Annotated in this window: 12 protein-coding genes and 1 pseudogene; 12 read left to right on the top strand and 1 reads right to left on the bottom strand. The window is 48.7% G+C overall.

Features of this window, described 5'->3' with window-relative positions; all coding sequences use genetic code 11:
• Positions 1–94 precede the first annotated feature (94 nt).
• The 10 genes and pseudogenes from KQP84_RS24430 to KQP84_RS24395 all read left to right on the top strand — a co-directional run bounded on the left by KQP84_RS24430 (position 95) and on the right by KQP84_RS24395 (position 9,745).
• Positions 95–559 (top strand): GNAT family N-acetyltransferase, encoded by a 465-nt coding sequence (locus KQP84_RS24430; RefSeq protein WP_215848654.1) that lies wholly within the window; start codon positions 95–97, stop codon positions 557–559.
• A gap of 68 nt (positions 560–627) precedes the next feature.
• Complete coding sequence (locus KQP84_RS24425; protein WP_215848653.1) at positions 628–1,359, top strand: metallophosphoesterase; 732 nt, start codon at positions 628–630, stop codon at positions 1,357–1,359.
• Positions 1,360–1,496: 137 nt separating this feature from the next.
• Positions 1,497–2,294, top strand: coding sequence for a MetQ/NlpA family ABC transporter substrate-binding protein (locus tag KQP84_RS24420; RefSeq protein ID WP_215848652.1), 798 nt, complete (start codon positions 1,497–1,499; stop codon positions 2,292–2,294).
• 288 nt (positions 2,295–2,582) lie between these two features.
• Positions 2,583–3,794 (top strand): diguanylate phosphodiesterase, encoded by a 1,212-nt coding sequence (locus KQP84_RS24415; protein WP_215848651.1) that lies wholly within the window; start codon positions 2,583–2,585, stop codon positions 3,792–3,794.
• Positions 3,795–4,153: 359 nt separating this feature from the next.
• Complete coding sequence (locus KQP84_RS24410) at positions 4,154–5,017, top strand: SDR family oxidoreductase (protein WP_215848650.1); 864 nt, start codon at positions 4,154–4,156, stop codon at positions 5,015–5,017.
• A 60-nt stretch (positions 5,018–5,077) separates the two neighbouring features.
• Positions 5,078–5,335: a hypothetical protein gene (locus KQP84_RS25705; protein ID WP_252515542.1), complete on the top strand. Its 258-nt coding sequence runs from the start codon at positions 5,078–5,080 to the stop codon at positions 5,333–5,335.
• Between the two features lie 23 nt (positions 5,336–5,358).
• Positions 5,359–5,763, top strand: coding sequence for a class I mannose-6-phosphate isomerase (locus KQP84_RS25700; RefSeq protein ID WP_252515541.1), 405 nt, complete (start codon positions 5,359–5,361; stop codon positions 5,761–5,763).
• Positions 5,739–6,143, top strand: a complete 405-nt coding sequence (locus KQP84_RS25695; protein WP_252515540.1) for a hypothetical protein — start codon at positions 5,739–5,741, stop codon at positions 6,141–6,143. Before KQP84_RS25700 ends, KQP84_RS25695 begins: the two co-directional genes overlap by 25 nt.
• A 730-nt stretch (positions 6,144–6,873) precedes the next feature.
• Positions 6,874–8,258, top strand: a pseudogene (locus KQP84_RS24400) (diaminobutyrate--2-oxoglutarate transaminase).
• 14 nt (positions 8,259–8,272) lie between these two features.
• Positions 8,273–9,745 carry a pyridoxal phosphate-dependent decarboxylase family protein gene (locus KQP84_RS24395; RefSeq protein WP_215848649.1) on the top strand — a complete coding sequence of 491 codons (1,473 nt, stop codon included), beginning with the start codon at positions 8,273–8,275 and terminating at the stop codon, positions 9,743–9,745.
• An 87-nt stretch (positions 9,746–9,832) separates the two neighbouring features.
• Here KQP84_RS24395 and KQP84_RS24390 read toward each other — a convergent pair whose 3' ends face one another.
• Positions 9,833–11,143: an MFS transporter gene (locus KQP84_RS24390; protein ID WP_215848648.1), complete on the bottom strand. Its 1,311-nt coding sequence runs from the start codon at positions 11,141–11,143 to the stop codon at positions 9,833–9,835.
• A gap of 247 nt (positions 11,144–11,390) precedes the next feature.
• On the opposite strand from KQP84_RS24390, the gene KQP84_RS24385 reads away from it, so the two are divergent.
• Positions 11,391–11,843 carry a hypothetical protein gene (locus tag KQP84_RS24385; protein ID WP_215848647.1) on the top strand — a complete coding sequence of 151 codons (453 nt, stop codon included), beginning with the start codon at positions 11,391–11,393 and terminating at the stop codon, positions 11,841–11,843.
• A gap of 91 nt (positions 11,844–11,934) precedes the next feature.
• Positions 11,935–12,231 carry a VF530 family protein gene (locus KQP84_RS24380; protein WP_215848646.1) on the top strand — a complete coding sequence of 99 codons (297 nt, stop codon included), beginning with the start codon at positions 11,935–11,937 and terminating at the stop codon, positions 12,229–12,231.
• Positions 12,232–12,282 lie beyond the last annotated feature (51 nt).

Raw genomic sequence — 12,282 nt, 5'->3', positions numbered from 1 at the left:
ATTCATGCCGTCTTGCTGGAGTTTAGCGCCAGCCTCAGCGTGGCATCAACAAGCCTGTTTGCCCCGCTTCAGTACCTACTACAGTGAGACACACATGTTATTACGCCCCATGACAGCGGATGAGTTTGCGGTCTACCAGCTTCTGTTTATTGATGAATATGCCAATGACCTCGCCGCCAGCCGGAACTATTCACCCGAGGAAGCCTTACAGCGTGCAACCGAATCCATTGATTTTTCACTGCCTAAAGGCGTAGAGACCGCAATTAACCAGCTTTGGTGCCTGGCGTTATCAGCAAGCGACGACCCGCCAGTAGGTTACTTATGGCTGACAATGAAGGGTCAATCCGCCTGGATTTGTGATTTCTTCATCTACCCTGAAGGGCGCGGAAAAGGCTATGGCCGTGCTGCATTAGAAAATCTGAGCCACCAATTAGCGCTGGAAGGTATCGCGGAGATCGGTTTACGTGTTGCACCGACCAATGCAGCGGCCAAACATCTTTATGAGAAACTGGGATTTTCAATAACAGGCATTAATATGTCGAAGCGATTGGCGTGCTAAGCTATTTTTCACCCGACTCAGCATCATCACTCCGCTAAACCATAGCGCTTATTTAGGCCAGGACACCGATGATAATTGTCCAGATCTCCGATATTCATGCAGCGCCCAACAACGACAACTTGTCACGATTGGCGCGTATTTTGATGTGGTTGGATTGTATTGATGTAAAGGTCTTGGTTATCACCGGTGATTTAATTGATGACGACTGGACGGAGGGTTATGAGCAAATTGCAGCCCTGCTTAAAAATAAAAATTACGCCATACTCATCTTGCCCGGTAATTCTGATCACCCTGCGCTCATGCGCGCTGTTATTAAATCACCCTATTGGCACGATGATGTCGAACCCCTGCATTTTGCCGCGGATTTTGATGCGGTACGCCTCATCGGGCTTGATACCACCCTTCCCGACTCCGCCGTAGGTAGCTTAACCGAGCATCTCCCATGGTTAGAAAAAAGCTTATCAGCCGAAGGTCCTGCGACATCAATAGTGTTTATGCACCATCATATTTTCCCCAGTGGCATTCCAACGCTGGATCAGATTATGTGCCGCGATGCAGCAAAGCTTGAGGCCTGTTTACGCACTCATCCTCGAAAACCTGTCGCCCTATCATCAGGACATGTTCATCGTCCTGTCGCCGGCATTTTTTCAGGTATACCTGCTTATATTTGTGGCTCGGTTTGCCCAGCAAATCCAGTATGGTTTGGCTCCGAAAAAGTTCCTCCCGTTACCGACTCTTCCTCTTTTATGCTGCATTGTTTTACCGATGGCACGTTAGTCAGCCATTTTATTAATTTTTAAGTCTCCCGTTTCGCTACCGGCTATTTTTTAATCTCAAGTGGCACGTTGGTTATAAGTTATATCCGAAGCAATGTGTGCAGGTGTGAACACTTATATTACTATTCAGCGATTACCCAAACTGAAGGAAGTTGTTAAACATGAAAGGTCTGATATCAGCGTTGCTCGCCTGTTCCGTTGTGCTGCTGTCTGGTTGCTCGCCGGATAAAGATAATAAAGTTAAAGTGGCGATTAATACGGGGCCCGATCAGGCAATCTGGGAAGAAGTACAAAAAGTTGCCAAAGATAAATACCAGCTGGATGTCGAGGTGACTTCGTTTAACGACTATGTGCTGCCCAACGAAGCGCTGAATAACAAAGACGTTGATGCGAACGCCTTCCAGAGTCTGCCTTATTTAGAAGATCAATCTAAAGAGCGTGGTTATAAGTTTGCTGTCGTGGGTAAAACCTTTGTGTTCCCGATTGCAGCTTACTCGCACAAAATCAAAAACATCAGTGAACTGACAAACGGTGCGACCATTACCATTTCCAATGAGGCCACCACGCTGGGCCGCAGTCTGCTGCTATTACAGGCGCAGGGTTTAATTAAACTCAAAGACGGTGTGGGTTATTTGCCAACTTCACTGGATATTATTGAAAATCCAAAAAACCTGAAGTTGGTTGAAGTGGATACACCGCAGTTGACCCGCACGCTCGACGATCCAAACGTTTCCTTGTCGATTATTAATACCAACTTTTCGGCGCAGGCAGGCTTGTCCGCCACTCGCGATGGATTATTTATGGAAGGCCCAGATTCACCTTATGTGAATGCGCTGGTGTCACGTGAAGACAATAAAGAGAGTGACAAAATTCAGAAATTGAAAGCCGCGTTGCAATCTCCAGAAGTGTTAAAGAAAGCAGAAGAAGTCTACAAAGGCGATGCTATCAAAGGCTGGTAATGTTGTATTACGGGTGAACCTTAGCCCGTGATGAATGGCCGCAGCAGAGATGCTCGCGGCCATTTTTTATGCACCAGACAATGATTCACACAGAAGCGAGCCATGCAACGAACAATTTTTAAACAACCCTCAGCCTATTATTCTGCGAATAAGCTTGGTTATTCTTTCCCATGATGTTTTTCACGTCTAATCGCAGGCGTTAGCTCTTTTTTAAGGACATTTATAGACAAAACGGATGAGGCTTCTGTTAATGTAGGCGACTAAAGAACACAGATTCTGGAACAGAGCATGCTGTCAACAATCATCTATCGCAGTCATCTCAGTGATGACGTTGCCATTAAATCTCTCGAAGCGTTAGCCGTTAAAGCCAATAAAGTTAACGAGTCGTTTGGTGTCACCGGCATTTTGCTCTTTAACGGCACCCACTTCTTTCAAGTATTGGAAGGCCCAGATGCAGCAATAAATAAAGTTTACGATCGCATCTGCGAAGATCCTCGCCATCATAATCTGGTTGAATTGCTGCGTGATTACGCACCCTTCCGTCGCTTCGGTAATGTCGGCATGGAACTCTTTGACTTGAGAGAGCATGACAAAGCGACCGTGCTTCAGGCGGTTTTAGATAAAGGCACCTCAAAATATCAACTCACTTATGAAGATCGTGCGCTGCAATTCTTGCGCACTTTTGTCGAATCTCGAGAAAAAGAAAACTACTTCGAGATCCCACCGGCGAGTGCCTGGGAGTTTATCGTTGATGATCAACCCGCAATAGAAAGAGAGATACCGCTTTCCATTGCTGAAAATTACAGCTTTGCCTTTCAGCCTATTATCGATCCGCTTTCACAGCGTATCGTCTCGCTTGAAGCCTTAATGCGAAACGCCACTGGCGGTTCTCCGCGTGAATTTTTTGCTCAACATTCCCAGGAAGCGTTTTATCGGTTAGATCTCGAATCTAAAAAACTCGCTTTTGCGCTGGCTAATAGGCTAGACGTTCAAGGATTGACGCTTTCTATTAATTTGCTGCCGATGTCGTTGGTTATGGTGCCCAACGCCGTTGATTTTTTGCTAAATGAAATTGCAGCAAATGGCTTAGTCCCAGAGCAAATTGTGGTTGAAGTGACCGAAAACGAAGTCATTTCACGCGCCGAAGAATTTGACTCTGCTATCAAGCAACTGAAAGCGGCGGGCATCAGCCTGGCAATTGATGATTTTGGTGCGGGATCTGCCGGGCTGTTATTGCTCGCACGCATTCAGCCGGACAAAATCAAAATTGATCGTGACATCATCTGTGATGTACACAAAAGTGGACCTAAACAGGCTATCGTCCAGGCAATTTTAAAATGTTGTTCTGCACTGGAAATATCAGTGATTGCGTCAGGCGTTGAAAAGCCCGAAGAGTGGATGTGGCTGGAAGCGGCAGGCGTCTGTTATTTCCAGGGTTCACTCTTTGCTCCACCAAAATTAACCGGCATTTCAGCGGTGGCCTGGCCTGAATTAAAATAATGTTCATTGCCCTTGTCAGGATATCGGATGCGCTGACAAGGTTTTCCGCTTATGACTCAACCATTTTGAGCATAGTGAAAAAACATTTCCTTTCTCTTCACGCTTCCCTTAAAAATTCCCATTCTTGTTTTGACTCTCTCGCCTCGCTTATTTAAACCATGTTCATTTCCTGACCAAATAAATGCCGAATCGAAGCAGCGCCTTATTTCTTACACTACGCTTTAACTTCATCGCCTGTTACGCAACAGCTTGTCTGTTAATCAATATATGCGTGCGATAAACAATTCGCTTTATATGAACAGCGCTGATTTGCTTGTGCTGCCACGAAAAACAATTTAACCCCTGTAAAAGGAGACCTTATGTCAACGAAAAATCGTCCACAGCCTCCCTTTCCAGAGCAACAGCTGAGCTGGCCGGGTAACACCGCCGAGATGCAGCCGCTGCCCGATCACGGTGAAAACAGTTACAAAGGTTCTGGTCGCCTGGCTGGCAAAAAGGCAATTATTACCGGTGGTGATTCCGGTATTGGCCGTGCGGTTGCCCTTGCTTATGCACGAGAAGGCGCAGATGTGCTGATTTCCTATCTCGATGAACATGAAGACGCGCAGGAAACCGCCCGTTTGGTCGAACAAGCGGGGCAAAAAGCGGTATTGGTGCCGGGTGATATTACCGAAGCCGAAATCTGTAAAAGCATTGTCGATAAAGCGGTTGAAGCCTTTGGTGAGATCAACATCTTAGTGAACAATGCCGCCTTTCAGATGACGCGCCAGTCACTGGATGAGATTAGCGATGAAGAATTTGATCGCACCATGAAAACCAATATTTACGCCATGTTCCGTATTACCAAAGCTGCGGTGCCGCACATGCCGCCGGGCGGCTCGATCATCAACACAGCCTCTATTAACGCCGATCAGCCCAAACCACTGTTAATTGCCTATTCAGCCACCAAAGCCGCCATTGTTAATTTTTCCGGCAGCCTGGCCGCGCTCTTGGCTGAAAAAGGGATCCGTTCGAATGCTGTGGCGCCCGGCCCCATCTGGACGCCGCTGATCCCAACCACAATGCCGACTGAAAAAGTTAAAGATTTTGGCAGTGAAGTTCCCTTAAAACGGCCTGGTCAGCCCGCAGAACTGGCTTCCAGTTACGTCATGCTAGCAAGCGATGAGGCAAGCTATATTTCAGGTGCAACGATTGCTGTAACCGGTGGCGTCGCGGTGATCTAATGCCATATGTTCAGCGCCTGCTTAGGGCAGTAAGCAGGCGCTTACAGAAGGAGCTGAACCATGAAAGCCTATCCTTTGTCACTCTCTTTACCGCTGGCTTATCACGTTTTTGGCGGTGATCTGATTCAATCCCGCTTGGGTAAAACAGGCTTGCCTGATAAACGAATCGCTGAAACCTGGGAAGTCAGCGATGTTGATGGCATGAACGCTACTGTAACCAACGGCGAGTACGCCGGCCAGACCCTACGCGAGCTCACGCAGCGCTATCCCGATGAAATGGTCGCACCCGGCTGGGTTGGGCCTCATTTCCCCTGCTAACCAAATTTATAGATGCGTCACATATGTTGCCGGTGCACCTCCACGCTAACGACACCGCCGCGCAGCAGCTTGAGCAGCAGCCCAATGGTAAAACCGAAGCCTGGCATATTTTATGGGCAGCTCCGAATGCGTCTTGTCTGGCTGGCATTAAACCCAATCTTACGCCTGAAGAGGTTCGCTCCGCCTTACTGGCTGAAAAGTACGATGAGGTGATGGTGCGTAAACCGGTCAAAACTGGCGATACCTTTTACATACCCGGCGGCATGCTGCATTCATTCGGACCCGATACGCTGATCTATGAAATAGAACAAACCTCCAATATTCAGCAGCACGCCATGCCGTGGCGAATGGAAGATGGCAGCGAAATTTCTCGGCCAGAGCGAGAAAAAATATTGATGCGCTCATGGCAGAACTTCGCCCGACGCTGACAACTGAACCGCAGCCCGGTTTAATCATTGAAGAAACAGCAAACATTTCCCGTCTGATGTGCTGTGCTGGCCCCTACTTCGCACTTGAGCGGTGGAAAATTGCCACAGCTTATGAATATGCATTTAACGGGACGCGCATTTTTTCCAACCTCGGTGATCCTCTTCATATTGAGGCCGCAGGCGAAAGTTACACCTTAGGACGCGCGGAGACGCTGCTCCTGCCCGCTGCTTTAGCCAATATTCGCTTGCAAGGCACAGGTGAGCTTCTGGTGGGTTATCTGCCGAACATGCAACGTGATGTCGTTGAGCCGCTAAGCAGGCAAGGTTACGACCAGCAAACCATTGAGCGCATGGGTGATATTTTGGGCAAAAAGCGCTAACGAGATACGCGGGCTCAAATCAATGGGTTCCAAAATAGCGATCACTTATGCTATGGGCCGAAAAAAGTTATCCACAGAAAATGGGGATAGCCTGTGTATGGATGCGTATGAATGGTAACGCAGCAGGCACAAACAGGCTTTATGCCTGCCCCAAAACCGCGAATTTTACGGGGCTGTATTCAACGCACCCCAAGATTTAACGTCAGCGCCTGCACTTTTCAATGCGCTCACTTCTTAACCAGCCTCGTCGTGGATCTTATGGTTAAAAAACCGTATCAACCTCTGTAGCTCTCTTATCAGACCGCCTTTGTAATGAAGTTTTACTCTTTTTTCGCACCCTCTTTTCCTTTCTCCGCCTTCCCTTTATTCAACACAGTAAACCTACCGCTGTAGAAAACCGCTTATAACTAAAAATTCCATTAACATATTGGTATTAACAAAATCCGCTAACGCGTTGTAATAAATCAAAAAGAAATGGAGCATTCGAATTCAAGGCGCGCTTTTCGTGCTTTATTAATAAGTACATAACATAAATTTGACATTTTTTACGGTCAAATACTCAGCAACACATTGATTCATAATAAAAACTCATAAAACTGCGCCCGCAAAATTAATCATTGAGTCCCACCTCAAAAAGTCCTATATTGGCCGCGCTTTTTTAATGAACGGTTCACTTTTTATTCAATTATTCAACTGAGACCTAACCTGACGTCTTGGTTGTAGGAGAGATATGATGACGGATAAAGTCCGTATTGACAGTGTAGATGCGCATTCATTAAACCGTAATAATGAGACTTATTTGGCCAGACAGGCTGAATTTGAATCAAACGTCAGAAGTTACCCTCGCAAATTGCCCTTAGCCATCGCCAAAGCACAAGGCGTATGGATTACTGACGTTGAAAATAAGCAATACCTCGATTGTCTGGCCGGCGCAGGAACACTGGCGCTGGGTCACAATCATCCTGATGTATTGCAAAGCATCCAAAATGTCATTACCAGCGGCTTGCCGTTACATACCCTCGATTTAACAACACCGTTAAAAGATGAGTTTTCAGCTTATCTGCTCTCGCTGTTGCCAGGCCAAGGTAAAGAGTATTGCCTGCAGTTCACCGGTCCATCGGGTGCCGATGCGGTTGAAGCAGCGCTGAAGTTAGCGAAAAACACACTGGCCGTACGGGTGTGATCAGCTTCTCCGGCGGTTATCACGGTATGACGCACGGCGCACTTTCCGTGACCGGTAACTTGTCACCAAAAGAAGCCATTAACGGCATGATGCCTGAAGTGCAGTTTATGCCTTACCCGCACCTTTACCGTTGTCCGTTGGGCATTGGCGGTGAAGCAGGCGTGAAAGCCTTGACCTACTACTTCGAAAACCTGATCAACGACGTGGAAAGTGGCGTTCGTAAACCGGCTGCCGTCATTCTGGAAGCGGTTCAGGGCGAAGGCGGTGTGAACCCAGCACCTGCAGAGTGGTTGCAACGTATTCGTAAAGTGACTCAGGAGCACGGCATCCTGTTGATCATTGACGAAGTACAAGCGGGCTTTGCGCGTACCGGTAAACTGTTCGCCTTTGAACACGCAGGTATTGAGCCAGACATCATCGTGATGTCAAAAGCGGTGGGTGGCGGTTTGCCATTAGCGGTTCTGGGCATCAAAAAACAGTTCGATGCGTGGGAGCCAGGCCATCATACCGGTACTTTCCGTGGCAACCAGTTGGCCATGGCTACCGGCCTGACCACGCTGCGCTACCTGAAAGATAACAACGTTGCCAGCAAAGTGGCTGAGCAAGGTGAATGGCTGAAAGGCAAACTGGCGGACCTGCAGAAACGCTATCCAGTGCTGGGTAACGTGCGCGGTTTGGGCTTGATGATCGGTATTGAAATGGTCAAGCCAAACGAAGCGAAAGATCACATGGGTTGCTTCCCGGCTGATGGCGAACTTTCCGCGCTGGTGCAGAAAAAATGTTTTGAAAATGGCCTGATCCTTGAGCGCGGCGGTCGTCACGGTAGCGTGCTTCGTCTGCTGCCATCGCTGCTGATCACCAATGCAGAGCTGGAAATCTTTATCGATAAGTTTGAAAACGCCCTGCTTTCCGCTGGCGTCAAACCGGTTTGAGTGGAGTGAATTCGATGTCCCGGTTAAATCCCATTCTGGCTGCCTCAGCACAGAGTACCGAAGCGTACCAGCAAGCGATTGAGCAGAGCAGCCAGGCCGTGGTTAAGTGGCTGCAACAGCCTGAAATGTATCAGGGAAAATCTGTAGCAGAACTGCGCGACCGCATTACGCTGGATTTCAATCCGCAAGGCCTGGGCAACCAGGCAGCCATTGAGCGTGCGATTGAATACTTCCTGAAAGACAGCTTGTTAGTGCACCATCCGCAGTGCGTGGCGCATTTACATTGCCCAAGTCTGGTGGTGAGCCAGGCTGCTGAGGTGATGATCAACGCCACGAATCAGAGCATGGATTCCTGGGATCAAAGCCCTTCCGCTACCATCATTGAGATGAAGCTGATTGAATGGCTGCGTACTCAGGTTGGTTATCAGCCTGGCGATGCAGGCGTGTTCACCAGCGGCGGTACGCAAAGTAACCTGATGGGTTTGATGCTGGCGCGTGATGCGTTCTTTGCGCGTCAGGGTCACTCCATTCAGCAGGATGGGTTGGTTGGTAATCTGCGTAAGATCAAAGTGTTCTGTTCTGAGAACGCACACTTTTCGGTGCAGAAAAACATGGCGCTGCTGGGTCTGGGTTATCAATCCGTCACGCTGGTGAAGACCGATCGCTTTGCGCGCATGGATCTCAACGATCTTCGCGAAAAAGTGGCGCAGGCGAATGCCAACGGCGAGCAGATTTTGGCTATCGTTGCCACCGCAGGCACCACTGATGCTGGCGCGATTGATCCGCTGCGAGACATTGCTGCGCTGGCTGCTGAACACAATATCTGGGTACATGTTGATGCGGCATGGGGCGGCGCGTTGTTGCTGTCTGAAAAATACCGCGATTATCTGGACGGCATTGAGCTGGTGGATTCCATTACGCTGGACTTCCACAAGCAGTTCTTCCAGACCATCAGCTGCGGTGCTTTCTTGCTGAAAGAGGCGCGCCACTATGAGCTGATGCGCTATCAGGCGGCTTATCTGAACTCTGAGTTCGATGAAGCACAAGGCGTACCTAATTTGGTATCCAAATCTTTGCAGACCACCCGCCGTTTTGATGCGTTGAAACTGTGGATGGGCCTGGAAGCGTTGGGACAAAAGCAGTACGCCGAGATCATCGATCACGGCGTTACGCTGGCAAAGCAGGTTGCGCATTACGTTGCTGAGCAAGCTTCACTGGAACTGGTGATGCAGCCGCAGTTAGCCAGCGTGCTGTTCCGTTATCGTCCCGCTTCACTGGCAACGGCTGACGACGCTGCCATTGCCTTGCTGAACCAACGCATTGGTGATGCGCTGCTGGACTCTGGCCGCGCGAATGTCGGCGTAACTGAATTTGATGGCGTAACCTGCCTGAAAATGACGTTGCTGAACCCGACAGTGACCTTAGAGGACATTCAGCTGCTGTTGGCATTAGTAGAGAAGACGGCTGAGCAGCTGCAAACCGCGTAATTTGCGTTAACGAAGAGATAAATAAAAAGCCGATAACGTTTTGTTATCGGCTTTTTTATTGCTGTGAAATTGCGTTAAACGCGCGTCCTATATCTCATCATCCAGATCACGCAGATGGTCATCTTTACGTAGCGTCATCAATGCCGTAATGCTGACCAGCGCAGTTGCCATCACATACCAGGCAGGAATATCCAGATTACCGGTTTGTTTAATCAACCCGGTGATGATCAGTCCCGCGCAGCCAGAGAACACCGCATTTGAGAGCGAATAAGCCAACCCAAGGCCGGTGTAGCGTACACGCGTGGGAAACATCTCCGCTAACATAGCCGGTCCCGGCCCCGCGAGCAGACCAACAATGGCACCAGCAATAAAAACCACCACGCTTTTAATCAACAGCGTGGAGGATTGATCCTGCAATACGTGTAACAACGGCAAGGCCAACAGCAGTAATAACACCGCAGCGAATACCATCACCGAGCGCCGGCCTATTTTATCGCTCAGCATGCCAGCGGGAATAATAGTGGCAGCAAAACCCAAATTAGATATTACCGCGATCAACAATGCCGTATTGAATCCGGTATGTAAGGATGATTGCAAATAGGTAGGCATGATCACTAAATAGGTGTAACCCGCTGCTGACCAAACCATAACGCGGCAAATTCCGATCATAATCGTTTTTAGCGTATCGCTGAGATTGGCTTTTTTCTGCGTCAAAACAGGCTCTGTTTTTTGCTTAATAAAAGTGGGCGTCTCTTCCATATTGACGCGCAGCCATAACGCCACCGCACCCAGAGGTAAAGCAATAAAGAAAGGAATGCGCCAGCCCCAACTTAGCATCTGCTCAGGGCTTAACAGCACGGAAAGCAAGGCGACAATGCCCGCACCCGCCAGCAAACCTAACGCAACGGTAAATGATTGCCACGCACCAAACAGACCGCGTTTACCGCGTGGCGCAAATTCTGTCATCAATGAAACTGCACCGCCATATTCTCCACCCGCAAACAAACCTTGCAGGATACGCAAACCGGTAATGATCAACGGCGCAGCAATACCGATGCTGGCATAGGTGGGAATAAGACCAATAGCTGCCGTGGCCAGCGTCATCATGATCAGCACCACGATTAAGGTTGGTTTTCGCCCTATTCGATCGCCGATGCGGCCAAAAACAATAGCACCCAGCGGTCGGAAGAAAAAGGCAATCGCAAAAGAGGCATAGGTAAGAATAATGCCGGTTAGTTCCGCTTCTCCCGCCAAGCGAAAAAAGTTTTGCGCAATAATTGTGGCCAGGAAGCCATAAACCGCAAATTCATACCATTCAATAAAGTTACCGACCGAACCGGCAATTAATGCGCGCTTTTGTGATGCGATAATATCAGCAGGTTGAAGATGAGAACTCATGGTGAAGCGATCCCTTTCGACAATTCATCAGTGCCTTACCAATACCACAACCCAACGATGAATGCCTGCCAGCGAATGACCGGGGTTATTTCACTATAGCCCCGTGAGTTGGCTGCAAGACGTTTTGGGGCAACCCGTGACGCAAGCGGTTTACAGCGTTTAGCCAGCCATATTGTGCCTGTTCGGCCAATTGACATGGATTTAAACCTGCTATCAAATGCGCCATCCTCTTTGCTGAACCGTTGTTATGAACAAACCGACTCTTCCTGGCTTTCTCTTTAGCTTGCTGATGCTTTCCACCAGCGCCTCTGCCACGCAATATAATGTCTGGTATGAAAGCAACGGTGTGCGTACTGGCATGACGCAAACCCCTGATGAACAACCCGTGATGATTAGCATCGCTTTTCCCGGTCATCCGCAGTCAAATATTATGATTTCGTATAGCGCGAATGAAAAATGCACCAACAGTGCCAACACCTTCTCTTTGCCGGTTGATAACACCACTTTTGAGGTTGATTACCGCTGTACCCTAATCGATGAAAAATCGAGCGTGCAGCATTTCACTATTACTGATGCCAAAGCCGTTGCTTACCTCTACGGAAGGCTACAGGCGGGATTTACCGTGGTGCTGCAACGCAGCATCAAAGTTTATGTCGCTAATTTTACCTATCCAAAACAGGGTTCCTCACCCGATTTGTAAGACTTCTCCTCACGCTTTTAATCGCAAATCTTGCACATCTGCACGCTGACCGTTAGGGTGTGCAAAATTTTCTGACATCGCTGGATACACCATGACTTCTCACACTTCAAAAGATCCCTTGCACGGCGTTACGCTAGAAATGCAGGTGAATAGCCTGGTTGCGCATTATGGTTGGGTTGAGCTGAGCAAACGCATCAACATCAACTGCTTCAAAAGCGATCCCAGCGTGAAGTCCAGCCTGAAGTTTTTACGCCGAACACCTTGGGCGCGCGCAGAGGTTGAAGCGCTTTATCTCGCTTCGCTAGATGAAGTGGATGATGTAAAAGAGGATGAGCCGGATGAATCGGCTGAGGATCCTTGGTCGAACTGGCGCGGCAACCAAGAGTAATTGCGGGATAAAGACAAAAAGGGCTGGTTTAAAACCAGCCCTTTTACTTTT

Source organism: Candidatus Pantoea bituminis, assembly GCF_018842675.1.
GTDB lineage: Bacteria > Pseudomonadota > Gammaproteobacteria > Enterobacterales > Enterobacteriaceae > Pantoea > Pantoea phytostimulans.
Note: the sequence above shows the minus strand (reverse complement) of the source record. Positions and strands in the feature narration are given on the sequence as shown.